This is a genomic window from Nocardia brasiliensis, from assembly GCF_011801125.1.
Classification (GTDB): Bacteria; Actinomycetota; Actinomycetes; order Mycobacteriales; family Mycobacteriaceae; genus Nocardia; species Nocardia brasiliensis_C.
Genome location: NZ_CP046171.1, coordinates 941,630 through 965,909 on the forward strand (window position 1 = coordinate 941,630; position 24,280 = coordinate 965,909).

Annotated in this window: 27 protein-coding genes; 19 read left to right on the forward strand and 8 right to left on the reverse strand. The window is 67.1% G+C overall.

The window, feature by feature from the left end:
- Positions 1–4 precede the first annotated feature (4 nt).
- The 14 genes from rplC (at position 5) to F5X71_RS04380 (ending at position 8,321) form a co-directional block, all read left to right on the forward strand.
- Positions 5–670, forward strand: coding sequence for a 50S ribosomal protein L3 (gene rplC, locus F5X71_RS04315; protein ID WP_014981655.1), 666 nt, complete (start codon positions 5–7; stop codon positions 668–670).
- On the forward strand, positions 667–1,341 hold the full coding sequence (rplD, locus tag F5X71_RS04320; protein ID WP_167460766.1) for a 50S ribosomal protein L4: 675 nt from the start codon (positions 667–669) through the stop codon (positions 1,339–1,341). The genes rplC and rplD overlap by 4 nt, the downstream gene beginning before the upstream one ends.
- Positions 1,338–1,643: a 50S ribosomal protein L23 gene (gene rplW, locus F5X71_RS04325; protein ID WP_167460767.1), complete on the forward strand. Its 306-nt coding sequence runs from the start codon at positions 1,338–1,340 to the stop codon at positions 1,641–1,643. Before rplD ends, rplW begins: the two co-directional genes overlap by 4 nt.
- A 33-nt stretch (positions 1,644–1,676) precedes the next feature.
- The gene (rplB, locus tag F5X71_RS04330; protein ID WP_014981658.1) at positions 1,677–2,516 is read left to right on the forward strand and encodes a 50S ribosomal protein L2; all 840 of its coding nucleotides are present in this window, start codon (positions 1,677–1,679) and stop codon (positions 2,514–2,516) included.
- Between the two features lie 15 nt (positions 2,517–2,531).
- Positions 2,532–2,813: a 30S ribosomal protein S19 gene (gene rpsS, locus F5X71_RS04335; protein ID WP_039795442.1), complete on the forward strand. Its 282-nt coding sequence runs from the start codon at positions 2,532–2,534 to the stop codon at positions 2,811–2,813.
- Positions 2,810–3,244: a 50S ribosomal protein L22 gene (gene rplV / locus F5X71_RS04340; RefSeq protein ID WP_167460768.1), complete on the forward strand. Its 435-nt coding sequence runs from the start codon at positions 2,810–2,812 to the stop codon at positions 3,242–3,244. Before rpsS ends, rplV begins: the two co-directional genes overlap by 4 nt.
- Entirely contained in the window at positions 3,245–4,051 is an 807-nt protein-coding gene (gene rpsC, locus F5X71_RS04345; RefSeq protein ID WP_029892584.1) for a 30S ribosomal protein S3, read from the forward strand.
- A gap of 4 nt (positions 4,052–4,055) precedes the next feature.
- Positions 4,056–4,472 (forward strand): 50S ribosomal protein L16, encoded by a 417-nt coding sequence (rplP, locus tag F5X71_RS04350; protein ID WP_014349059.1) that lies wholly within the window; start codon positions 4,056–4,058, stop codon positions 4,470–4,472.
- Entirely contained in the window at positions 4,472–4,711 is a 240-nt protein-coding gene (gene rpmC / locus F5X71_RS04355; RefSeq protein ID WP_014981663.1) for a 50S ribosomal protein L29, read from the forward strand. The genes rplP and rpmC overlap by 1 nt, the downstream gene beginning before the upstream one ends.
- Positions 4,708–4,980 (forward strand): 30S ribosomal protein S17, encoded by a 273-nt coding sequence (gene rpsQ, locus F5X71_RS04360; RefSeq protein WP_029892583.1) that lies wholly within the window; start codon positions 4,708–4,710, stop codon positions 4,978–4,980. The genes rpmC and rpsQ overlap by 4 nt, the downstream gene beginning before the upstream one ends.
- A gap of 127 nt (positions 4,981–5,107) precedes the next feature.
- Positions 5,108–5,362, forward strand: a complete 255-nt coding sequence (locus F5X71_RS04365) for a DUF6364 family protein (protein ID WP_167460769.1) — start codon at positions 5,108–5,110, stop codon at positions 5,360–5,362.
- The gene (locus F5X71_RS04370) at positions 5,359–5,796 is read left to right on the forward strand and encodes a PIN domain-containing protein (protein ID WP_167460770.1); all 438 of its coding nucleotides are present in this window, start codon (positions 5,359–5,361) and stop codon (positions 5,794–5,796) included. The genes F5X71_RS04365 and F5X71_RS04370 overlap by 4 nt, the downstream gene beginning before the upstream one ends.
- Before the next feature lie 185 nt (positions 5,797–5,981).
- Entirely contained in the window at positions 5,982–6,797 is an 816-nt protein-coding gene (locus tag F5X71_RS04375; RefSeq protein WP_203218266.1) for a phosphatase, read from the forward strand.
- A gap of 318 nt (positions 6,798–7,115) precedes the next feature.
- On the forward strand, positions 7,116–8,321 hold the full coding sequence (locus F5X71_RS04380; protein WP_238815712.1) for an MFS transporter: 1,206 nt from the start codon (positions 7,116–7,118) through the stop codon (positions 8,319–8,321).
- A 287-nt stretch (positions 8,322–8,608) separates the two neighbouring features.
- Here F5X71_RS04380 and F5X71_RS04385 read toward each other — a convergent pair whose 3' ends face one another.
- Positions 8,609–8,938 (reverse strand): DUF6247 family protein, encoded by a 330-nt coding sequence (locus F5X71_RS04385; RefSeq protein WP_167460771.1) that lies wholly within the window; start codon positions 8,936–8,938, stop codon positions 8,609–8,611.
- Between the two features lie 83 nt (positions 8,939–9,021).
- Between F5X71_RS04385 and F5X71_RS04390 the strand changes: the two genes are divergently transcribed.
- Entirely contained in the window at positions 9,022–10,032 is a 1,011-nt protein-coding gene (locus F5X71_RS04390; RefSeq protein WP_238815713.1) for an MMPL family transporter, read from the forward strand.
- A 52-nt stretch (positions 10,033–10,084) separates the two neighbouring features.
- Here the strand turns inward: F5X71_RS04390 and F5X71_RS04395 are convergent, their stop codons facing one another.
- From F5X71_RS04395 to F5X71_RS04415, 5 genes are all read right to left on the reverse strand, one after another.
- Positions 10,085–10,627, reverse strand: a complete 543-nt coding sequence (locus F5X71_RS04395; protein WP_167460772.1) for a hypothetical protein — start codon at positions 10,625–10,627, stop codon at positions 10,085–10,087.
- Between the two features lie 271 nt (positions 10,628–10,898).
- Positions 10,899–13,658 carry a hypothetical protein gene (locus tag F5X71_RS04400; RefSeq protein WP_167460773.1) on the reverse strand — a complete coding sequence of 920 codons (2,760 nt, stop codon included), beginning with the start codon at positions 13,656–13,658 and terminating at the stop codon, positions 10,899–10,901.
- 285 nt (positions 13,659–13,943) lie between these two features.
- Positions 13,944–14,687 carry a CPBP family intramembrane glutamic endopeptidase gene (locus tag F5X71_RS04405; protein ID WP_167460774.1) on the reverse strand — a complete coding sequence of 248 codons (744 nt, stop codon included), beginning with the start codon at positions 14,685–14,687 and terminating at the stop codon, positions 13,944–13,946.
- Positions 14,688–14,894: 207 nt separating this feature from the next.
- Complete coding sequence (locus tag F5X71_RS04410) at positions 14,895–15,824, reverse strand: RluA family pseudouridine synthase (RefSeq protein ID WP_167460775.1); 930 nt, start codon at positions 15,822–15,824, stop codon at positions 14,895–14,897.
- A gap of 96 nt (positions 15,825–15,920) precedes the next feature.
- A complete protein-coding gene (locus tag F5X71_RS04415) occupies positions 15,921–16,163 on the reverse strand; it encodes a hypothetical protein (RefSeq protein WP_174817011.1) in 243 nt (80 codons plus the stop codon).
- Between the two features lie 558 nt (positions 16,164–16,721).
- Here F5X71_RS04415 and F5X71_RS04420 point away from each other — a divergent pair.
- Entirely contained in the window at positions 16,722–18,566 is a 1,845-nt protein-coding gene (locus tag F5X71_RS04420) for an ABC transporter ATP-binding protein (protein WP_167460776.1), read from the forward strand.
- Positions 18,563–20,299 (forward strand): ABC transporter ATP-binding protein, encoded by a 1,737-nt coding sequence (locus F5X71_RS04425; RefSeq protein WP_167460777.1) that lies wholly within the window; start codon positions 18,563–18,565, stop codon positions 20,297–20,299. The genes F5X71_RS04420 and F5X71_RS04425 overlap by 4 nt, the downstream gene beginning before the upstream one ends.
- A 176-nt stretch (positions 20,300–20,475) precedes the next feature.
- On the opposite strand, the gene F5X71_RS04430 is transcribed toward F5X71_RS04425, so the two are convergent.
- Together F5X71_RS04430 and F5X71_RS04435 are read right to left on the reverse strand one after the other, a co-directional pair.
- On the reverse strand, positions 20,476–21,183 hold the full coding sequence (locus F5X71_RS04430; RefSeq protein WP_167460778.1) for a siderophore-interacting protein: 708 nt from the start codon (positions 21,181–21,183) through the stop codon (positions 20,476–20,478).
- A 102-nt stretch (positions 21,184–21,285) separates the two neighbouring features.
- Entirely contained in the window at positions 21,286–21,747 is a 462-nt protein-coding gene (locus tag F5X71_RS04435; protein ID WP_167460779.1) for a hypothetical protein, read from the reverse strand.
- Between the two features lie 212 nt (positions 21,748–21,959).
- Here F5X71_RS04435 and F5X71_RS04440 point away from each other — a divergent pair, with 212 nt between their 5' ends.
- Both F5X71_RS04440 and F5X71_RS04445 read left to right on the forward strand, forming a co-directional pair.
- The gene (locus tag F5X71_RS04440) at positions 21,960–23,246 is read left to right on the forward strand and encodes a SidA/IucD/PvdA family monooxygenase (protein WP_167460780.1); all 1,287 of its coding nucleotides are present in this window, start codon (positions 21,960–21,962) and stop codon (positions 23,244–23,246) included.
- Positions 23,247–23,287: 41 nt separating this feature from the next.
- Positions 23,288–24,241, forward strand: a complete 954-nt coding sequence (locus F5X71_RS04445; protein ID WP_167460781.1) for a methionyl-tRNA formyltransferase — start codon at positions 23,288–23,290, stop codon at positions 24,239–24,241.
- Positions 24,242–24,280 lie beyond the last annotated feature (39 nt).

Below are 24,280 nucleotides of genomic sequence, written 5' to 3' on the forward strand. Positions count from 1 at the left end.
AGATATGACTGACAACAAGAACAGGCCTGCGGCGGGCATCCTGGGCACCAAGCTCGGCATGACCCAGGTGTTCGACGAGAAGAACCGCGTCGTTCCCGTGACCGTGATCAAGGCCGGACCGAACGTTATTACCCAGATCCGCACCGTGGAGCGCGACGGCTACAGCGCCGTCCAGGTCGCCTTCGGCGCCATCGACCCGCGCAAGGTGAACAAGCCGGTCTCCGGTCAGTTCGCCAAGGCCGGTGTCACCCCGCGCCGCCACGTCGCCGAGATCCGCGTCGCCGACGCGTCCACCTTCGAGGTCGGCCAGGAGATCAACGCCGACGTGTTCGAAGAGGGCACCTACGTCGACGTCACCGGTACCAGCAAGGGCAAGGGCTTCGCCGGCACCATGAAGCGGCACGGCTTCGCCGGCCAGGGCGCCTCGCACGGCGCGCAGGCGGTGCACCGTCGCCCGGGTTCCATCGGTGGTTGCGCCACCCCCGGCCGCGTGTTCAAGGGCATGCGCATGTCGGGTCGGATGGGTAACGACCGTGTCACCACCCAGAACCTCTCGGTTCACAAGGTGGATGTCGAGAACGGCCTGCTGCTGATCAAGGGCGCCGTCCCTGGTCGTCGCGGCAACGTCGTCGTCGTCAAGAGCGCCGTGAAGGGTGGTGCGCACGCATGACCAGCCTCGAGAAGAAGGCCAACCTCACGCTGCCGGTGAAAGAACCGGGCGGCAAGACCAACGGCACCGTCGATCTCCCCGCGGAGATCTTCGACGTGACCGCCAACATCGCCCTGATGCATCAGGTCGTCACCGCGCAGCTGGCCGCGGCCCGTCAGGGCACGCACGCGACCAAGACACGTGGCGAGGTGTCCGGTGGTGGCAAGAAGCCGTACCGCCAGAAGGGCACCGGTCGCGCCCGTCAGGGTTCGACCCGCGCACCGCAGTTCACCGGCGGTGGCACCGTGCACGGCCCGCAGCCGCGCGACTACAGCCAGCGCACCCCGAAGAAGATGAAGGCTGCCGCCCTGCGCGGTGCCCTCTCCGATCGGGCGCGCAACGAACGTATCCACGTGGTCACCGAACTGGTCGCCGGGCAGACCCCGTCGACCAAGACCGCCAAGAGCTTCCTGGCCGAGCTGTCGGACCGCAAGAAGTTCCTGGTCGTCGTCGGGCGCGAGGACCTGGCCGCGTGGAAGAGCGTGGCGAACCTGGAGCACGTGCAGCCCATCGCGCCGGATCAGCTCAACACCTACGACGTGCTCTACAGCGACGATGTGGTGTTCAGCGTCGAGGCCTTGAACGCCTTCGTGCACGGCCCGGCCGAAGCAGCACAGGAGGAGAGCAAGTGACCACGATCGCCGACCCCCGCGACATCCTGCTGGCGCCGGTCATCTCGGAGAAGTCCTACGGACTGATCGAGGAAGGCACCTACACCTTCCTGGTGCACCCGGACTCCAACAAGACGCAGATCAAGATCGCCGTCGAGAAGGTCTTCGGTGTCACGGTCACCAGCGTCAACACCGCCAACCGTCAGGGCAAGCGCAAGCGGACCCGCTTCGGTTACGGCAAGCGCAAGGACACCAAGCGCGCGCTCGTGACCATCTCGGCCGACAGCAAGCCCATCGAGATCTTCGGAGGCCCGGTCGCGTAAGCGGACGGGAATCCAGAAAGCAGAGAAGAACTCATGGCAATTCGTAAGTACAAGCCGACAACCCCGGGTCGCCGCGGGTCGTCCGTTTCGGACTTCGCTGAGATCACTCGGTCGACCCCCGAGAAGTCGCTGATCCGTCCGCTGCACAGCAAGGGTGGTCGTAATGCGCACGGTCGCATCACCACTCGGCACCGCGGTGGCGGCCACAAGCGTGCCTACCGTCTGATCGACTTCCGTCGCCTGGACAAGGACGGCATCCCGGCCAAGGTCGCGCACATCGAGTACGACCCCAACCGCACCGCGAACATCGCGCTGCTCCACTACGTGGACGGCGAGAAGCGCTACATCATCGCCCCCAAGGGCGTGGTGCAGGGCACCCCGATCGAGTCCGGCCCCACGGCCGACATCAAGCCGGGCAACAACCTGCCGCTGCGCAACATCCCGACCGGTACCACGATCCACAACGTGGAACTGCGTCCGGGCGGTGGCGCGAAGATGGCCCGTTCGGCCGGATCCAGCATCCAGCTGCTCGGTAAGGAAGGCACCTACGCCACGCTGCGTATGCCCTCCGGCGAAATCCGCCGCGTCGACGTGCGCTGCCGCGCCACCGTCGGCGAGGTCGGCAACGCCGAGCAGTCGAACATCAACTGGGGCAAGGCCGGCCGCATGCGCTGGAAGGGTCGTCGTCCCACGGTCCGTGGTGTCGTCATGAACCCGGTCGACCACCCGCACGGTGGTGGTGAAGGCAAGACCTCCGGTGGTCGCCACCCGGTCTCGCCGTGGGGTCAGCCGGAAGGCCGCACCCGCAAGCCCAACCGCCCGAGCGACAAGCTCATCGTCCGCCGCCGCAAGTCCGGCAAGAACAAGCGCTGAAGGAGGAGGTAAGAAATGCCACGCAGCCTCAAGAAGGGCCCGTTCGTCGACGACCACCTCCTCGCGAAGGTGGACGTGCAGAACGAAAAGGGCACGAAGCAGGTCATCAAGACCTGGTCGCGTCGTTCGACCATCATCCCCGATTTCATCGGCCACACCTTCGCCGTCCACGACGGTCGCAAGCACGTGCCGGTGTTCGTCTCGGACAACATGGTCGGGCACAAGCTCGGTGAGTTCGCGCCGACCAGGACGTTCAAGAGCCACGTCAAGGAAGACCGGAAGAGCAAGCGGCGATGAGCGAAGCGAAGAGCAAATTGACGCAGTCGACGACTGAGACTCAGAACCCTCACGCCCGCGCGACGGCGAAGCATGTTCGCGTAACCCCGATGAAGGCACGCCGTGTCGTGGATCTGGTCCGCGGCAAGCGCGTCGAGGACGCCCTCGCGATCCTGAAGTTCGCGCCGCAGGCCGCGAGCGAGCCGGTCGCCAAGGTCGTCGCCAGTGCCGCGGCCAACGCCGAGAACAACCTCGGCCTCAACCCGGACACGCTGGTCATCTCGACGGCCTACGTCGACGAGGGCGCCACCATGAAGCGGTTCCAGCCGCGTGCCCAGGGCCGCGCGTTCCGGATTCGCAAGCGCACCAGCCACATCACCATCGAGGTCGAGAGCATCCCCGCCGCCGGTGGAGCAGCAACTCGTAACCGCCGGAAGGGAGGGGCAAAGTAAATGGGACAGAAAATCAACCCCCATGGCTTCCGCCTCGGTATCACCACCGACTGGAAGTCGCGTTGGTACGCGGACAAGCAGTACGCGGACTACGTGAAGGAAGATGTCGCCATCCGCAAGCTCCTCGCCACCGGCATGGAGCGGGCGGGCATCTCCAAGGTGGAGATCGAGCGCACCCGTGACCGGGTTCGCGTCGACATCCACACCGCCCGTCCCGGCATCGTCATCGGCCGCCGCGGCGCCGAGGCCGATCGCATCCGGGCCGAGCTGGAGAAGCTCACCAAGAAGCAGGTGCAGCTGAACATCCTCGAGGTCAAGAACCCCGAGTCCGATGCGCAGCTGGTTGCTCAGGCCGTGGCCGAGCAGCTGTCGAACCGTGTGGCGTTCCGTCGCGCGATGCGTAAGGCCATCCAGTCGGCCATGCGTTCGCCGAACGTCAAGGGCATCCGCGTGCAGTGCTCGGGCCGCCTCGGTGGCGCCGAAATGTCGCGCTCGGAGTTCTACCGCGAGGGTCGGGTGCCGCTGCACACGCTGCGCGCCGACATCGACTACGGCCTCTACGAGGCCAAGACCACCTTCGGTCGCATCGGCGTGAAGGTCTGGATCTACAAGGGCGACATCGTCGGTGGCAAGCGTGAGCTGGCCGCCGCGAGCGCGCCGGCGGGTGGCGATCGCGATCGTCCGCGCCGTGAGCGTCCGTCTCGCCCGCGTCGCTCCGGTTCCGCCGGCACCACGGCGACCAGCACCGAGGCCGGGCGCGCCGCCACCGCGGTGGCCGACGCGCCGGCAGAGACACAGGAGGGCTGACGCAATGCTGATGCCTCGCAAGGTCAAGCACCGCAAGCAGCATCACCCGAGTCGTTCCGGCATGGCCAAGGGCGGCACCTCGGTGGCGTTCGGTGAGTTCGGCATCCAGGCGCTGGAGCCGGCCTACGTGACCAACCGGCAGATCGAGTCGGCACGTATCGCGATGACCCGCCACATCAAGCGTGGCGGCAAGATCTGGATCAACATCTACCCGGATCGCCCGCTGACCAAGAAGCCCGCCGAGACCCGCATGGGTTCCGGTAAGGGTTCGCCGGAGTGGTGGGTCGCGAACGTCAAGCCCGGTCGGGTGATGTTCGAAATGTCTTACCCCAATGAGGAGATCGCTCGCGAGGCCCTGCGCCGCGCGATGCACAAGCTCCCGATGAAGTGCAGGATCGTGACCAGGGAGGAGCAGTTCTGATGGCTACTGAAACACCGGCCGCAGAGCTCCGCGAGCTCACCGAAGAAGAGTTGGTGCAGAAGCTGCGCGACTCCAAGGAAGAGCTGTTCAACCTGCGCTTCCAGATGGCGACGGGTCAGCTGGACAACAACCGTCGGCTGCGCGTGGTTCGTCACGAGATCGCGCGCATCTACACGGTCATGCGCGAGCGCGAGCTCGGTCTGGCCACCGGACCCGCCGACAAGGGAGACGCGGCATGAGTGAGCAGAAAGTGGAAGAGCGCAACAGCCGCAAGGTTCGCACCGGCTACGTTGTCTCGGACAAGATGAACAAGACGATTGTCGTCGAGCTGGAAGACCGTAACCGGCACCCGCTCTACGGCAAGATCATTCGCACCACCTCCAAGGTGAAGGCGCATGACGAGAACGAGATCGCCGGCATCGGCGACCGCGTCCAGCTGATGGAGACCCGACCCCTGTCGGCCACCAAGCGCTGGCGTCTGGTCGAGGTGCTGGAGAAGGCCAAGTAGGCCGCTCCGATCCGAATGTCGAAGGCCCGCTTCCCGTTTCGGGAAGCGGGCCTTTGTCGTAACTGCCGTTGGATACGCGGCCCGTACAACACGCGATTCTCACGTGCTCCACGTGATATCCTGTGGCATGCCCAAAAGAAACCTGACCATCCAGCTGGACGAAGAGGTGATCGCGCAGGCAAAGGTGGTCGCCGCCCATCGGGGCACTTCCATCAGCGCGCTGCTTGCGCAGCAGGTGCGCGAGCTCGCCCAGGATGTCGATCGCTACGAGTATGCGAAAAAGCTTGCGTTGCAAGCGATGGCGGACGCGACAGGGCATGGCGGGACTATTACCTGGAGTCGCGACGAGCTGTATGACCGGGGGGAGTGCAGGAGCTCGTGACGGACTTCGGGCGCACCTTCATCGATACGAATATCCTCGTCTATGCGCACGATGCGGATGCTGGCCGAAATCATCAGATCGCGCAGACTGTCTTGGAGAGCCTGTGGAGCCGTAAAACCGGCGCGCTCAGTACTCAGGTACTTCAGGAGTTCTACAACATTGCCACTCGTAAGCTGTCGCCGCGGATGAGTCAGTCGAAGGCGCGTGGCATAGTCGCCTTGTACAGCGAATGGTGCGCCATCGATATGGACCCGCTGGTCGTCGTCAATGCGTCCTTCCTCCAGGAGACACACACTGTGTCCTGGTGGGACGCGCTGATCGTCGAGGCCGCCGTGCGGTCCGGCGCGAAGTATCTGCTGTCGGAAGATCTGCAACACGGGCGGAAGTTCGCGGGCTTGGAAGTGCGCAACCCGTTCATCGATCTGCCGAAATAGGTGTGCCCGCTGCGGGGTTCGCACCGCATCGGGTTGCCGCCCATCGCCGAATTCGGCGCCCGCGCTCGGTGCGCGGCATGTGACATGCCGACGTTCTGCGGGATGTCCGTTGTGGCTTGTACTGTCGGATTGTGTTGCGGCAGGTCGGGCTCAGCGCGCAGTCGGTCGATGCGGAGGTGTGACCAGTGGAATCCACGCGGGAAGCAGGGCAGTCCAACGACCGGATGTTGCTGCGCAAGCACCTATTGAAGGCCAAGATCGCGGGGGAGGTCGCGACACCGCGCGAAGGAAACCTGGCGCACTACCGCAGGATGGTCGACAAGGACCCGGCCTACCAATTCGGACTGGCGCTGAAGGATTGGACGTTCACCGAAACGCTGGCGATGATGGCGCGACTGTGCGGCGTCAATCCGGATCCCCGGCATCGGCACGGGCAGGACACCATCGACCCCGAACTCACCCTCGACGCGCTCAACGCGATGGGTGCCCGCATCGGCCGCGCCGCCGAACGCCAGGAAACGGTGCTGCTCGCGACCGGGCATCCGGGAACACTCATGGGTGTCTATCGCGCGGTCGAGGATGCGTTGCGCGCCAACGGATGTACGGTCCTCACCCCCGCCGCCGGCTGGTCGTACCGCATCGTCACGCCCAACGGCGCGGCCCGGCGCGAGATCGTCTACACGTCGCGGGTGGCAGCGCTCGGCACCAACGGCTACCTGAAGCACACGCACGACCCGCAGCCGATGCAGGCGATCCTGCACGAACTCGCCGACGGGGCGGGCTGGCCCGACCTGGTCGTGGCCGACCACGGCTGGGCCGGGGCGGCGGGCGAAGCCGGTATCGACACTGTCGGCTTCGCCGACTCGAACGACCCCGCGCTCTTCGCCGGGCACGCGGAAGGCAAGATCGCCGTCACCGTCCCGTTGGACGACGGTGTTTTCCCCGAGTACTACGAACCGCTGACCACCTATCTGCTCGACCGTGCGGGTCTGTCCGCCTGAACCGTTCGTGCGCCGGAGAACGCCGAGGCCGGGCACGCTCCTGAGCGCGGCTTTGCTCGGAAGCATCGGGCTCGCGGCAGTCCGGAGTGCGAAGGTTTCGCCCATCCGGCGGGCAATACGCTGCGACCTCGGCGCGTGAGATTCGGGTTGGCTCGGGCGATCTGGCGATGTCCCGCACTACCACCGAGCCACCATTTCGCTGTTCGGCCAAGGCGGTGTCGAGTGGTGGGCCAGGTGCCTGCAGCTCCCACCCGGGGTGGCGGAATTCATGGGATAAATCGCTGGCGGCGGGTGCCGGGAGCGTGCCAAGCTCTGTCGGTGCGGGCGTATCGGGTGGTTCTGGCGAGCGCGGCGGTGCGCAATGTTCTCCTGCTCGGATCCCTGGTCCGAATTCCGTTCTTCGCGGGAGCCGTGCTGCTGGCGTTGCATGTGGTGCAGACGCTGGACGGGTCGTATGCGCAGGCCGGGGCGCTGAGCACGGTGGTCACCGTGTGCATCGCGCTCAGTGGACCGTGGCGGGGCAGGCTGCTCGACCGGTTCGGGTTGCGGCGCACGATTCTGCCGTCCATCGTGATCGAGGCGGTGTGCTGGTCGATCGCGCCGTTCGTCGACTATGTCCCGCTGCTGATTCTGACCGCGATCGCCGGATTGTTCAGCGTCCCGATATTTTCCGTGGTCCGCCAGGCGGTGATCGCGGCGACCACCGAGCAGAATCGGCAGCCCGCGCTCGCGTTGGAGGCGGTATCGGTGGAGGCCGCGTTCATGGTCGGCCCGATCATCGGCGTCGCCGCCGCGGGCATCTGGTCCACGACGATCGTATTGTTCTGTGCGCAAATGGGTCTCGTGCTCGCCGGCGTGCTGCTGTGGATCATGAATCCGCCGCTGCGTTCCGCTGACCCCGCGGCCGAGGCGGCGGCGATACCGCGGCGCAGCTGGTTCCGAGTCGAGTTCGTCGCGCTGTGTATCGGTGCGAGCGTTGCCATTTCGGTGCTCGCCGCGAGCGAGTTGACCTTCGTCTCCGCGATGCGCGAGTTCGACGCGCAGCAGTGGCTCGGCATCGTCCTGGCCATCTGGGGTCTGGGGTCGATTATCGGTGGGCTCGTCTATGGCGCCCTGCACCGTCCGATCTCGACGTATCTGCTGCTGTTCGGCCTCGGCGTGGTCACCCTGCCGATGGCCTTCGCGGTCGGCCCGATCTCGCTGGCCATCACCGGTCTCATCGCGGGCGTGTTCTGCGCGCCGACCGTCACCGCCTCGCTCGATCAGGTCAGCCGCATCGTCCCCGAGGGCGGCCGCGGCGAAGCCATCGGCTGGCACGGTGCCGCCCTCACCCTCGGCAACGGCATCGGCAGCTCCCTCGCCGGCCTGGCCATCGACGCGGGCGGCTTCGCCGCGGGTTTCGCCGCCGCCGCCCTCCTCGGCATCGCCCTCGGCGCGGGCCTGGCCCTCCTGGTCCGCCTCATGAACCGCCGCAACCCCACCCCCGCAAACGACCCCACGCCGGTCAGCGAAATCGCATCCTGAATCTCTACGCGGCTGCTACGCAATCAGCCGAGGTCGCCGATCCACTGGATCATGAGCAGATGGACCTCGCGGCGTTGTTCTACGACGAGGTAGGTCGCGAGTCCTTCTTGGTGCACCCCGAACGGCAGCGTTCGTACCGGTGCATCGGGATTCGCGCGGTTGACCGAATCGCCGCTCCACGGGCTGACTTCGAGGGTGACTCGCAGCTCCGCGAACGAGGCAAGTGCGGGTATCGGGAGGGCTGCGATTTGTTGAGCTACGTCAGGGTCGTTCTCAACTCTGTACACCTACATGCCGGCTTTGGCGCGGGTGACTTCCAGCGGTTCGTCTTCGGGGATCGCGGCACCCGTGATCAGCTCGGCCGCTTTACGCACGACGTTGCGATAGTTTTCGCGGTCGCTTTGCAGAAGTGCGGTGCGCCGCCAGAGTTCGAGGGTGCGGAAGAGTTCGGTCAGATCGAGGCTCTTCCGGGCATCGACAAGGGCCTGCTCGTACGCGCTGTCGAACTCCGCGCGGTCGGTGGGCAGTAGCGCCGAGCGAATGTCCTGGGGCGACGCGCCGGGGCGCAGTGGGTGTCCACTGCTCGGCTGTTCGTCGTAGGCATAGGTGGCGGTCATGCCACCAACGATAGCTGGACGTCGATGGTTATCACGGGTTGTGGCTCTCCAGACCTGGGGTTCTGGTGGGTTTGGTTCGGGTCTTGCGTTATACGTATACACCTACTTATACAGGCGGAGCCGAAGGGGGCGCGCTTCGCCGCGATCGGTGCGGCGCTGGGGCGGCGTCCCGCCGCGTTCGCGCTGGCCTCGGTGGTCTGCTCGTCGCGCTCGGCATTCTCGCCGTCGGATTCAACCCGACCTTCGACCTGACCTCCGGCTCGACGTCGGACGCCTCCGAATCGGTGGTCTACAACAAGGAATTGCTCAAGGGCATGCCCGCCGGCGCGACGCAGCCTTCGCATGTCCTGCTCCGCTCCGATGGCGCTTTGACGGCCGAGCAGCTCACGACCTTCCGCTCGGCGCTGACCGAGGTGCCCGGCGTCGGACAGGTGGGCGAGCCGCGGTTGTCCCAGGACCGGGCGATCGCCGACTTCCAGGACGCGATGAATCGGGACTACCTGATCGTGTTCCCGGTGGCCGCGATTCTGATCATGGTCGTGCCCGGGCTGTTGCCCCGCAGCCTCGTCGCACCGTGGTATCTGATGGTCTCGGTGTTCCTCGGCTTCGCCGCGACGCTGGGGGCGGCGGTGCTGGTCTTCCAGCACATCCAGGGGAACTCGGGACTGATCTTCACCTTGCCGTTGATCATGTATCTGTTCGTGGTCGCGCTCGGCACGGACTACAACATCCTGATGGCCGCCCGGCTGCGCGAGGAAGCGCGTGCCGGAAACGACCCGAAGCAGGCTGCGGCGTTGAGCCTTCGGCATACCGGGCCGACGGTGGCCGCGGCGGGGGTGATGCTGGCGGGCAACAATGTGCTCGCGCAGATGGGCTTCGCCATCTCGGTCGGTATCGGTATCGCCGCGTTCGTGATGGCGATGTTCTTCACCCCGGCGTTGACGGCGCTGCTCGGACATCGTGCCTGGTGGTCGGGGCACGGAGATGAAAAGCCCGGTGGTGCTGAACAATCCGGCGGTGTCGACGCACCCTCGGTTCGGGTGGACGCACCTGCGGGCAGCGGGCCCGCGAACGCGGGAGAACTGCGGCAATAGCCGAAATAGCAAGGGCCGCCCGCCGGTTGGTCCGGCTGGCGGCCGCTGTTGTTCAGTGGTGGGCTGATCCAGCCGCCAATTTCGCGAGAGTATCGCGCAGCAGGCCGGGTACCAGGCTGCGATGTACGGCGGACAGCCGCGTCCAGAGCGATGCCGCGATCGGCCGGTCGTATCGGATGACCGTGACCAGCGTGACCTGGTCCTGCTCGAGTTTCAGGATCAGCTGTCCGGTCAGCATCCAGGAGCGCGCCTCGAGCCGGATCCAATCGTCGCCGTGCCCCACGATCCGCCACCCGGCGATATGCGCGGAGGATCGCCGCCACGCGAGCCGCATGCCGAGCAGCACGCGCCAGATGAATTGGCCGCCAAGTCCTGCGACGTCCTCGAACGCCGCGTGCGCCCATCGGTCGGGGGACCAGGCCGGACCCGCGTCGGTGAGCATGGTGAAGGTGTCCAGGTAGTCGGCGCCGGTGAGCGTGACGAGCTGGTGCAGCGCTTCGGGAATGTCGTGGAGCTCGATCACCGTCGGCTCGGATTCGCGTGCGGCCGAATACTTTCGGTCGCCGATGGGGGAGGTGGTGGACTGTTTCGACACGGCAGGCTCCTTCGACTGCGTACGCCGTTTCCAGCGTCGGTGACGTGGTCGGTCTGCGGGAACCGGACCCTGCCATCTATACGGCTACGTATAGATCGAGGGTAGCCCGCGATATACGGTGCCGTATAGATGGTGTGATCGAACTATCGCGGTGCGCGCCGAAACGCACCTTCGTGACTTCACCTACTTGCGGCGAACTGCTGAAACTGTCTGCGCGGATGCGGAAAAGGGTGCGCGGTATGCGGTGGTGGCGGGCGCGCGGCGTCCGGTGTCAGCCGCTGATCGCGTAGGGCCTGCGGACCTTCATGGCCGCTTCGACCGCGCGATCGACGGCGGCGCGGGACACACCCACCTCGTTGGCGATGCCCGGGGTCGCCCACGCCTCGTCGGCGAGGCGGAGGATCTCCGCGAGCTGGGCGGCGGAGAGATTCGACATGCGCCGTCGCACGATTTCATGGGCGATCACGGCGATTTCGTTGTCCTCGTCGAACTCGTCCTCGTCCTCGAACATCGCGGGCTCGGGTTCGGGCTCGATCGGGCGGCGGGCGACGGTGCCGCTCGGTGCGACGTGGGCGCGCGGCCCGGGTGCCTCGGCTGGTTCATCGAGGACCAACTGCTCGCTCTCGGCCGCCGCGGCACGCGTCTCGTCGGAGGCGACGGACTTCTGGCGAGCGGCAGGTTTGGACGTGCCCGAGATCGCCTGAGCGACGCGGTCGGCGATGGTTTCAGCGGCTTTCCTGATGGGGTCACCAGGGTGAGGCTCTTCGGGATCGTCGCCGCGCGGCGCATCGGTGGTGGGCTCGTTCATCGGCGCAACCGCGCCGCCGGGCTCGGTCTGCTCCCGAGCCACCTCGTGCATCGGAAACAGCGGAATAGCATGCCCATTCACCCCACCATGCCCATTCCCTCGCCCCTCACCATTGGTGAGCGGCTTCCCACTGGGCGAACCGGCCCGTCCGCTGACAGCATGCCCGTTGGTTACGGCATGTCCGTTGGTCGTGGCGTGCCCGTTGGTCGTGGCAGGGCCGCTAGCTGAGGCATGACTGTCGGTCGCGGGGCGGTCGTTGGTCTGGGCTCGGCTGTTGCTCCGGGTCTGGTCCGGAAGCGAGTCCTGCGAGTCCCGCTGGCCGAATGAAGAGGACTGTGCGGCATGGCCGTTGATCGGATGCGTTGCTTGCACGGGGCGGGTTTCGGCCGGACGGGTGTACCCGTTTGTCGGGGTGCAAGCGTTTCCGTTGACGGTGGGGCGGGGCGACTCGTTCAGGTGGCCCGGCATCTCGTATCCATCGGTCTTGCGAATAGCGTGCCCGTTGTGCGCGGGACCGGCAGACTCGGTCGGGTCAGCCGTCGGTTGCTCCGCGGCGGCCGAGAGACCTTGGGTCGCCTGCGCACTGGCGTCTTGGCTATTGGGAAGTGTGGGTGTTTCGCCTGCGCCATCGGTCGAGAAGTCCCGCGTGTCGGAGAGGGTCGCCTCGAACGCGAATCGTCGGGGCTGGCCGTCCTCGTCCGATCCGGCGTGCTCGACGTACCCGTTGGTGGGTGCGTGCTCGTCGGTATCGCGCTGCACGCGACCGTCGTTTGCAGTAGATGTCGGCAGTGGGTAGCCGTCGGCGGACGAAAGACCGTGGACTGCCCAGCCATTGGTGGTGGAACCGGTGGACGCGTGGCCGAACGGCCGCCCGTTGCTCGTGGGCAGGGTCTGTCCATTGACCGTGGAAACCGCGTGCCCGTTGCTCGACCGGGTGGCGGTCGGGCTCGTGGGCGGCTGGTGGTTGTCGACGGAGACGTCCTGTGCCGCAGCGCTGTTGGCGGCGGCATCGGCGTAGTCGCGCTGCTGCTCACCGTGCACCGCATGACCGTTGGTCACCGAGGGGCCTGCCGTGGCGGTCGAAAGCCCCGGAACCTCACGGCCGTTGGTCGCCGGTTCTGCGGAGGTGGTGGTCTGGTCCAGGGTCTGCCGGTCTGCCGCGGGCCGGGAGAGTTCGTTCCCTGCCCGCATTGCTCGCTCGTCGGCAGCGGTTCCGGCCGCGCGCACGCTGTATCCGGCCGTGGCGGCGGCGGGCGAAGTCGGTAGCGAATCGTCCTTGCGCACGCCCTGTCCGCTGACACGCTGGTCGTCCACCGGGGTCTCCCCGCGCAGCAGCGGATCTGGCGCCGCCAACTGTCCGCTCGGCGCGGAAGGGTCGGTGCGCGCGGGCAACCACGCGAGATCATCGGGCGCCTCGACGGTGTATCCGCGTTCGACCGGTCGCCGCACCGTCGTCGGCTCGGCGTCGACCACGGCGGCCCCGTCGATGAGCAGTGCGTAGCGGGCCGAAACCCAGGCGTGCAACCAGATCACGACGCCGACCATCACGGGGGCGATCGCGTACTCCGCGGCCTTTCCGTAGGAGCCGGCGGTCAGATGCGGGCCCGCGTTGAGTGCGATGGTGGTGCCGAGCAACGCGGTCTCGAAGAACACCACCTTGCCGCGGGCGAGTTCGCGGCCCCAGCGGGCGGCGGTGGTGGCGGCGACCATGATGGTGATGATCGGGATCGAGATCATCGCCTCGATGCCGTAGCTCAACCAGTACAGCGGATCGGACATGTCGCCGCTCGGCACCAGGTTGTGCTGCACGTTGACCCCGGCCCACACCATGCCGAGCACGACCACCGCGATCAGTGCGCGCGAGGACCATTCGGCGCGCCGGTACAGCTGGGCGAGCCGGGCGTCCTGGCTCGACACCCGCCTGCGCGCGGCCAGTGCGCGCCGATGCCATCGGGCGTCGTCCTCGTCGGAGCGGCGAATGCGGGCCGCGGTGCGCCGGTCGCGCCGCTCCGCCGCCAGCTCGGCTTCGACAGCTTGTTTGCGCTGCTTACGTCGTTGCGCTCGAACCCATTCCGCGAGTTCTCGTTCCGCGGCGATCTCGTCCTCGGACAACACCTCGAACAGTGCCGCGTCGTATTGCAGGGGCAACTTGCCGCGAGCGGTTTCGACCCGCTGCGCCAACGCGGCGATTTCGGAACTGCCGGTCGATTGTTCGTCGCGCATCGCGAGCCTTCCCGGAGCAGATCGTGCAGCAGACCTACTTGCTCGAACGTATGTGTGATCGGAGTGAGACTAAACCTGGCACAGGCCGAGGTCAACGCCGACGCTCGAAAACATGTGCGAAATAATTTGCACCGGAAACTCGCTCGGAGGAAAGGTCCGGGTAAACCCACCTTTCACTCCCGACACACCGTTTCGAGCAACACGCCGGTATCGCCGGCGGCGATATGGCCACGGCGACGGCTGAGGAATTGCGCTGAGTGGTGGTCGATTTCGACGAGCCGGAGCTCAGGTGAGGGTGGTGTGCCACACGATGGCGGCCGCGAGCGCGCCCGCGCCGTTGACCGACCAGTGCAGTGCGATCGGGGCGAGCAGGCTGCCGCTGCGGCGACGCAGCCAGGTGAAGACCACGCCCGCCGCGGCGGTGGCGAGTACGGCGAGCGCGATGCCCGCGATCTGTCCGGCGACGCCGCCGCCGACGAACCCGGTCAGCCCGCGATTGCTGCTGGTGAGACCCAGCGAGGAGGCGATGTGCCACAGGCCGAACAGCAGTGAACCCGCCGCGAACACCCCACGTGCGCCGTAGACCCGGTCGAGCGTGCCGTGCAGTACCCCGCGGAACGCCAGCTCCTCCGGTATCACCGTCTGCAGTGGGATGACGATCATCGAGGCGATCAGCGCGCCGGAGATGGTGGCGTAGCGATCGGCCAGAAAGAACGGCCGGGTGATCGGCAGTGCCGCGCCGATGGCGACCGCGGCGAGCACCACGCCCACGGCGCCGAGCGCGTAGAGCGTGCCGCGTTTCCATTGCCGCGGCGAAAGCCCCAGTTCGTGCCAGTGCAGCCCGCGCCTGCGCATCAGTGCCAGCAGCACCACGGCGGCGACGGGCACGGTCACGATGCTCGCCCACGCGGTGGTGAAGTGGGCGATGAGATTGGTGCCCGCCAGCGCGAGAACGACAACCGCCACATCGATATAGGCATGCGTCTTGTGGCGGGGCGTGGCCTCGTCCGCGAGTTCCGGTGCGAGCATCCCGCCTAGTGTACGGATGGTCGCCGAGGGTGCTGATCGATCGGTCATTTGTGGGCGGTCTACCCGAATTCTCCCGATCCACCGGTCCGCGCGTGTGGCCGCTACTCGCGCGCTAGTCTGACTGGAACTCGTTTCAATTGAGTGGACCACGTCCGGCGCGGCTCGAGCCACCGCGCCGGACGTCCGGGCCGGCTGACCACCAGTGCGTCAGCCGGCCCACCCCGCCGGATCGGTCCATGCCTGCAACGTGCGGGTGGTCTCGAACCGACGCGGCGCGCCGGTGATCGGATCGGTGAATTCCAGTGTCGCGGCGAGCAACTGCAACGGGCGGGTGAAGTCGTCGACCGGTTTGTCGGTGAGCACCGGATAGAAATCGTCGCCGAGGATCGGGATGCCGAGGCTGTTCATGTGCAGGCGCAGCTGGTGGGTGCGGCCGGTGTGTGGGCGGAGCCGATAGCGGCCGAGACCGTCGCGGTGCTCGAGCAGCTCGATCGCGGTCTCGGCGTTCGGCTCCCCCGCGACCTCCTGCGCCGCGAGCACGTGCTTCTCCTTCACGATTCGGCTGCGTACGACCCGCGGCAGCGTCAGCGTGGGGTTGTAAGGAGCGATCGCCTCGTATTCCTTGCGCACCGTGCGCTTGTGGAACATCGTCTGATACGCCCCGCGCCGGGCCGGATCGATGACGAACAGCACCAGTCCCGCGGTGACCCGATCGAGCCGATGCGCCGGGATCAACTCCGGCAGATCGAGCTCGCGGCGCAACCGCACCAGCGCGGTCTGCAGGATGTGCTGCCCGCGCGGGATCGTCGCGAGAAAGTGCGGCTTGTCCACCACCAGTAGCGTCTCGTCGCGGTGCACGATGGTGATCTCGAACGGCACCTCCGTCTCGACGGGCAGGTCGCGGTGGAACCACACGGCTCCGCCGGGCAGATACGGCGCGTCGGGTGCGATCGGACCGTCGAGATCGACGATCTCGCCGTTGCGCAGCAGCTCATCGATGCGGGCCGGATCCACCCGGGGCAGTCGGTGCACCAGGTGGTCGCGAATCGTCGCCCAGTCGCCGTCCTCCGGCAGCCGGAGCCGGGCCGGGTCAAGGCCGTGCCGCTTGGGCAACGGCGGTTGTTGCCGCCTTCTCATCGGCATCGACCCTAGGCCCTGTCCCGTGCGTCCCTTCCGGCGGCTTGGGAGACAAGGCCAAGTCGTCGTGGTTTTCCGGGAGTTCCGCAGGCGGGCTCAGAAGCCGCGCAGCCGATCCGGTCGGATGCGTACGACGGCCGAGTATTCGGTGTAGAACTGTTCGGCGGTCATCGACAGCCCGGCCAGGCCGTCGCGATACTTCTCGGTGAATGCCGCGACTTCGGCGGCGGGCGGTGCGGTCTCGTCGATCCGCGCGGTGCCTGCGAAGATGGCGATGCCGCCCCCATGCTCGTCACCACGCCGACCCGCTCGCGCCGATTCCGGGTGCGCGCGCCGCATCGCTACGGCGTGGCCCGCTCGTCCAGCACCATCCGGCGGGATTCGACCAGGGTTTGCCGCGCCCGCCTGCGCACCCGGCACAGGTCCACGCTGCAGCACAGATGGATCTGCATGGCACGGTGCGCTTGCGCCGGGGTGAGTTCGCCGGGATCGGTGGAACAGTGTGAAATTGTGGAAATGATATGTGTAACAAACATTTTCACGGCTCCGAACGCAGTTTTTCCAGGTAGTCGCCGAAACTAGCCATGCGCGCGTGCTATCGGGCCAGGTTGGGGAGCCGTTCACGGAGCATTCTTCCCGCCGAAATCCGTGCGACCGGAACCCATTTCGTAGTTGGCCGGAATGCGGCCGCCGATCGGGTGCTGATCGACATTTCGAAGAATTCGGATAGTCGGCGCGATATGCGCGGTTCGGCGGACCGAGGCGTCGGTCACCCGCATCGGTACCGAAAGTCGCGGACCAGCCAACTTAGGCTAGCCTATCTTCTCGGATCGTTCTGTGTTTGGATGAGTCCGATTCCGGGCGAGACATCGGATGATGGTCGAGAGGCGAAGAAATATGACGGTGGAGGTCGCGCCGCTGCCCGCGGCGGAGACGGGGAACCGACCGCCCCGAGCGGTACAGAAGGCGCGCAAGCGGCAGCAGGCGCAGGCCCGCAAGGAAATCCTTGCCCCGGTCCGGCGCACGCTCACGCTGGCGAGCCTGATCATGGCGGTGGCCTCGGTGTGCACCGTCGTGCCGTTCGTGCTGATCGTCGAGGCCGCCAGGGAACTGCTCGCCACCGAGGTCGACACCGATCGGGTCTGGCGCCTGGTGTGGGCGGCGATGCTGGTGCTGCTCGTGCGCGGGCTGTTGCAGGCGGTCGCGCTCACCTGGTCGCACCTGGTGGACGCCGGCTACCAGCTCACCGTCCGACGGGCGCTGGCGGCCAAGCTGACCAGGGTGCCGCTGGGCTGGTTCGGTGAGCGCACCTCCAGCGAGGTGAAGAAGTACCTCCAGGACGATGTCGAAGCACTGCACTATCTGATCGCGCACGCGCGCCTGGAGTTCGTCGGCGCGCTGATCGTGCCGCTGGTGACCCTCGGCTATCTGGTCACCGTCGATTGGCGGCTCACCCTGGTGCTGCTGATTCCCTTGGTGGCGTACGCGATCGCGCTCAGCAAGATGATGGATCAGGACAGCAGGGACCGGCTGGCGGTCTACAACCGCTGGGAGCGCCGGGTGCAGGAGGCGACGATCGAGTTCGTCGACGGCATCCAGGTGGTGCGCGCGTTCGGTCAAGCGGGCAAGGCGCACAGCGAATTCCAGGAGGCGGCCGACGGTCAGGCCCGCAGTCTGGACCGGTGGAAGACGCCGATGATCCGGCTGCAGTCGGCCTCGGACATCACGCTCGCCCCGGTGTTCGTGATGGTGCTCATCGTGCTCGCCGGACTGGCGGGGGTCGGGCTCGACTGGTTCGCCCCGCTCGATGTGCTGCCGTTCCTGCTGGTCGGCCTGGGGCTCGGCGGCTCGTTGCTCGGCCTCGGCTACGGCGGCCAGGCGCTGCGCGCCGCGAGTGCGGCGGCGGTGCGCCTGCACGAACTCCAGCAGACAACCGAGTTGGCCACGGGGACAGGCACACCGGCGTCGGCCGACGAGCCGGGCGTGGTGCGGTTCGAAGCGGTCGGCTTCGGCTATCGCAGCGACCACCAGGTGTTGCGCGACGTCGAGCTCGAGCTGCGGCCGGGTACCATCACCGCGCTGGTCGGCCCGAGCGGATCGGGCAAATCGACGCTCGGCAAGCTGGTTCCACGCTTCTACGACGTCGACTCCGGCCGGATCACCATCGGGGGCCGCGATATTCGCGACTACTCGACCGAAGAGCTGTATCGCACGGTCGGATTCGTCTTCCAGGACGTGCGACTGATCCGCGGCAGTATCCGGGAGAACCTGCGGCTGGCGGATCAGGACGCCGACGACGCCGCATTGGAACGCGCGGCACGGGCCGCCCAGATCCACGACCGGATCATGGCGCTGCCGCGCGGCTACGACTCCGAGATCGGTGTCGACGCCAGCCTGTCCGGCGGTGAGGCGCAACGACTCTCGATCGCCCGCGCGCTGCTCGCGGACAGTCCGGTGCTGGTGCTCGACGAGGCGACCGCGTTCGCCGACCCCGAGTCCGAGGCCGCCGTGCAGGACGCGCTCGCGGTGCTCGTCGCGGGCCGGACCGTGTTGGTCATCGCGCACCGGTTGCACACCATCACCGGCGTGGACCGAATCCTGGTGCTGGAGAACGGAACCATCGTCGAGCAGGGCGACCATCAGAGCCTGCACCGGGCCGGCGGTACCTACCAGCGCCTCTGGGAAATCAACGAGGCGGCGCTCGGCGCCGTCTCGCTCATCGAAAAGGAAACGGCGCGATGATCCGCAAGGTGCTCGGGCTCGTCCCGGACGAGTTCGCCCCGCTGACCCCCAAGCTGTTCGCCGCGATCACCGCGCAGGCGCTGAGCCAGGCCGTCGCCTATCTGCTGCTGGTTCCGGTGTTGGAGGCCATGTTCGATCGTGACCTCGGCCGCGCTTGGTTCTGGGCACTGCTGATGATCGCGGCGGTCGCGAGCGTCGCGATCTTCGGTTACCTCCAGGCGGTGCTCGGACTTCGGATCGCGGTCGGCATGCAGCTGAAGGTGCAGACCCGAATCGGCGACCACCTCAACGCGCTGCCGCTCGGCTGGTTCGAAACCGCCAGCGCCGGAAAGCTGTCCAGGATCGCCGTGGAGAACGTGCGCGAAATCCAGGGCGCCGTCGCGTATCTGCTGGCCAAGGTGCTCAACAGCATCATCGTGCCGCTGGGCGTCGCGGTGGGCATGCTGTTCATCGACTGGCGGATCTCGGTGGCGATGCTGCTCGCGGCGCCGGTGCTGTTCGTGGTGAACAGCCTGGCGAACCGGGCCTACACCACCTCCGACGAGCGGGTGCACGCCGCGGCCGCCGAGGCGGACGCGCGGGTGGTCGAGTTCGCGCAGGCACAGCCGGTGCTGCGGGCCTTCGGCGCGGTCGGCGCGGGCAACCGCGCCCTCGATTCCGCACTGCACCAGCAGCGTTCGGCGATCAGCAGAATGGTGTTCACCGCGGTGCCCGGCCTGATCGTTTTCGCGCTGTTCGTGCAGGCGGTGTTCCTGGTGCTGGTGTACGTGGTGGTCAGCCGCTGCACCGGTGGCGCGCTCTCAGCCGCGGCGGCGATCGCGCTGATCGCGGTGAGCTCGCGGTTCATCGAGCCGCTGAACCAGGCCGCGCAGCTGGCCAACGGACTGCGCGCGGCCGCGGGCGCGGTCGACCGGGTCACCGAGCTGCTCACCGAACCTGTGCTGCCGGAGGCAAAGACGGCGGTCACGCCGGGTGCGCCCGCGGTGGAGTTCGACGACGTGAGCTTCGGCTACCGGCCGGGCGAGCCCGTGCTCACCGAGCTGAGCTTCAGCGTGCCCGCGGGCACGACCACGGCGATCGTCGGTCCGAGCGGAGCGGGCAAGACCACGCTGCTGCGTCTGGCCGCCCGTTTCTACGACGTAGACACGGGCCAGGTGCGTGTCGGGGAGCACGACGTGCGCGAGCAGCCGTCGGAGACGCTGCTCGGTCAGTTGTCGCTGGTCTTCCAGAACGTCTATCTCTTCAATCGTTCGGTGGCGGACAACATTCGGATCGGCAGGCCCGAGGCCGCCGACGACGAGGTCTGGGCGGCGGCCGAAGCGGCGCGGGTCGACGAGATCGTGCGGCGCCTGCCCGACGGCCTCGATACGGCGGTGGGCGAGGGCGGCGCCGCGCTCTCCGGCGGTGAACGGCAACGCGTTTCGATCGCGCGCGCCCTGCTCAAGGACGCGCCGATCGTGCTGCTCGACGAGGCGACCAGCGCGCTCGATCCGCACAGCGAGGCGGTGGTGGTGCGCGGAATTCACCAGCTCACCAAGGACAAGACGGTCATCGTGGTCGCGCACCGGCTCGCGACCATCGCGCACGCCGATCAAATTCTGTTCCTCGACGGCGGCCGGATCGTCGAACGGGGAACCCACGCGGAACTTTTGGCGGCGGGCGGGCGATACGCCGACTTCTGGAACGAGCGCTCCCGTGCCGCGGGCTGGCGGTTGGAGCCTGCCGCGGTCTGACCCGGCGACGGACCCGCTCGTGGATTCGACACCGCGAGCGGGTCTTACGCACGGGCCGTCGTGCAGGGGCCGTGCCCGCGGGTCTCAGTCTGGTTTACGAGCGCGTCTGCGCGCGACTACCTCAGATAGTGGTCGAGCAGGCCGGTGGAGAGAAGCGACTCCGGCGCAGAGCGGGCCTACTTCCAGTAGGCCTGCGACTTGATCGCGGTCTTGGGCAACTGGTGAGTGGTCTTGAGCGTCTTGACGATCGAGCGTGTGGTGTGGCCGTCACAGGTGACCCAGCCGAACGCGTCCTTCGCGCACGACATCTCATGAGCCTGCTCACGCAGCAACCGCCCGTCGTCGATCCGCTGCACCCAGGTGACCTGATGGTGCGGCTTGTTGCGGACCGGCAGGGTGGTGTCGGATTCGTACTGCCATTCCAGCCAGACCCGCGCCGGCGTATCGCCGATGGCGTCGAGCAGCGAATTGATCGCGGGCAGCGCCGCGGTGTCGCCGAAGATGACGTATTCACTCGGCGTGGTCTCGGGCAGCCGGAAATTCGAGCCGAGCACGCACGCCTCGATCTCGTCCCCGACCGCGGCGCGCTGTGCCCAGGCGCTGGCCGGGCCGCTGTGCAGCGCGAATTCGATGTAGAAGTGGTCGTTCTCGGGATCTTGATCGACCAGGGTGTAGCCGCGCTGGTGCAGCTTGTCGCTCTCGGCGTCGGGGATCCACAGCCTGATCCACTGCGTGGGGTGCACGGGATGGTTCGCCAGCAGGCCACCCGCGGTGAAGCCGATGCGCTGGTATTTGTCCGTGATGCTCTCGGTCGAGGTGACCCGGAAGCGATAGTCGTCTGCCCGCCACGCCTTCAGGATGAGACCGTTGGCTCCTTTACCCATGCGGCTAAGGCTAGCCTAAGTAAAGTCGAAAGTCTCGTGGTGGGGGCATGGATCGGGCCCGATGCGCGGCACCGGGCCCGATGTCGTTGCGGCGCTACGCGATCAGCGCTGCTGCCCCGCGTAGTAGGCGATGGTGTCGACGGACTCGCTGGTCAGCTTCCAGGTGCCGTCGATCTGGCGCCAGGCGATCTGGATCGGCGGGAAGGTGCCGTAGCCGGGGACGGTGACCATCAGATCGGCATCGAGGGTGTCGCCCGAGGCGTTCGGGTTCTGCACCGCCCAGGTCAGGCCGGGCACGCTGCCCATGACGCCGCCGACCCGCTCGACGACCGCGAGGTCGGCCTCGCCGCCCTCGAGCTCGGCCGCACGCGCGGAACGCGCAGCGCCGGAGTTCAGTACCAGCGCGAGCTTGGACTGGAGTTCGCCGGCCGACGGTGCGGCGGTGCGCACGATGGACGGTGTCGCGGTCGCGGGGGCGGCGGTGGCCACCGTGCCGAGGGCGCCGAAGGCGGCGGCGGTGAGGGCGATTGCCGCGGTAGCCACGCGGGCGTTGCGCTTGATCATCTGCGTTTCCATTCCTTTGGGGCGTGGTGATGCCGCTCCTGGGTTCTTCGCCACAGTGCTGGCACTGCCCATAAATATAAGGTAAGCCTATGCACATTAGGGCGGGCCACCCGCTCGACGTCGTGCGGTCGACTGGCCTCGCCGACCGTCATCGCAGCTGACGGCCCGATCCGATAGCTGCGAGGTGGCTGGAATCACAGATGGGAGTACCGGTGGACAGACTTCTCGTGGTCGGCGCTGGTCCGAAGGCGATGGCGGTTGCGGCGAAAGCGCATGTGCTTCGTGCGTTGGATCTGCCAGCACCCCAGGTCATCGTCGTGGAATCGCATGCGGTGGGCGGCAATTGGTTGCCGAGCGGCGGCTGGACCGACGGTCAGCACCGGCTCGGCACCAGCCCGGAGAAGGATGTCGGCTTCCCGTATCACTCGACCTGGGCGCGCGGTCACAATCACGCGATCAACGAGGCGATGATGGCGTTCAGCTGGACGTCGTTCCTGGTCGAGCGTGGTACCTACGCCGAATGGGTCGACCGGGGGCGGCCGAGCCCGCACCACCACGTCTGGGCGAAGTACCTGCAGTGGGTCGCCCGCAAAACCGAGCTCGAGCTGGTGCTCGGTTCGGTTCGCAAGATCTCGCCCGCCGCCGATGGCTGGACGGTCTCGGTGGCCGACGCCGACGGTGCGATCAGTGAGATCGACGCGGACGGGCTGATGATCACCGGTCCCGGGCACTCGCGCCGCGCGCTGGCCGACCATCCGAAGGTGTTGAGCATCGCGGACTTCTGGGATCTCGCGGGTAAGCGCAGGCTGCCCGCGTCGTCGCGGGCCGCGGTGATCGGTGGCGGCGAGACCGCCGGTTCGGCGATGGACGAGCTGGTCCGCCACGACGTGCTCACTGTGTCGGTGATCTCGCCCGCGGCCACCATCTATACCCGTGGCGAAAGTTACTTCGAGAACTCGCTGTACAGCGATCCGGCGAAGTGGCGAGCGCTGAGCCTGCAGGAGCGGCGCGATGTCGTCCGGCGCACCGATCGCGGCGTCTTCTCGGTGCGTGTGCAGGAGAACCTGTTGGGCGACAGCCGGGTTCATCATCTGCAGGGGCGGGTGATGCGGGTCGCCGAGCAGGGCGCGGGAGTCGCGCTCACGCTGCGCAACGAACTGCGTCCGGATCAGGTGCACACCTTCGACCTCGTGGTCGACGCAACCGGCGGGCAACCTTTGTGGTTTCTCGAGCTGTTCGACTCGGACGCGGCGGATCTGGTCGAACTGGCCATCGGCGGGCCGATCACGCAGTCGCGCATCGAGGCCGCGATCGGTCATGATCTCGCGATATCCGGGCTCGACACCAAGCTCTATCTGCCGAATCTCGCCGGCCTCGCGCAGGGCCCCGGGTTTCCGAACCTCAGCTGCCTCGGTGAGTTGTCCGATCGGGTGCTCGCCTCGACGCCCGCCCGCGCCGCGGCGATTCCGTGGTCCGGCAACACAGCGGCCAACCAGTAGGCTAGGCTTGCCTTACTAATTTCGAGGATGAGGTTCGGTTCATGCGCATCGTGTCGTTCGGCTTCCAGACCTGGGGCCGCAAAACCCTGCAGGCGCTGCTCGATTCGGAGCACGAGGTGGTGCTCGCGGTGACCCATCCGGCCAGTGCGCAGTCCTACAAGGCGATCTGGTCGGATTCGGTCGAGGAGCTCGCGCGCGAGCACGGTGTTCCGGTGCATCTGACCGAGCGCGCCGATGCCGAGACGATCGATCTGGTCAAGCGGGCTGAACCCGATGTCATCGTGGTGAACAGCTGGTACACCTGGATGCCCGCCGAGCTCTACGACCTGCCGCCGCACGGCACGCTCAATCTGCACGATTCGCTGTTGCCGAAGTTCACCGGCTTCTCGCCGGTGCTGTGGGCGCTGATCAGCGGCGAGTCGGAGTTCGGGCTCACCGTGCACCGGATGGACGAGCAGCTCGACACCGGCGACATCCTGGTGCAGCGCTCGCTGCCGATTCCGCCGGACGCGACCGGGACCGAGTTGGTCCTGGCCGGAATGGAACTCATCCCCGGCGCGGTGCACGAGGCGCTGAGCCTGCTCGAATCCGGCAACGCCGTGTGGCGCCCGCAGAACAAGGCCGAGCGCACCTACTTCCACAAGCGGTCCGACCGGGACAGCCAGATCGATTGGCAGTGGAACGCGGTGGATCTGGAGCGTTTCGTACGCGCCCTGTCCGAGCCGTACCCGCGGGCGTTCGCCTACTACCGGGGCGAGCGGATCGAGGTGCTCTCGGCCTCGGTGTCCGCGGCCTGCTACGGCGGCACCGCGGGGCGGGTGATCGTGCAGGAAGGCGGCGGTGTCGTGGTGTGCGGACCGGATCCGGTGCGCGGGCGCAATCGTGGTCTGGTGCTGACCAGGGTGCGCACTGCGGACGGCGTGGAGCACGACGGTGTCGAATTCTTCAGACGCGGTGGTTATCTCACCGCTACACCGGAACCGGTTACCGGCTGACGGGTTGCCGAGGGGGTACTCGCGGCTGGCGCCGCGAGC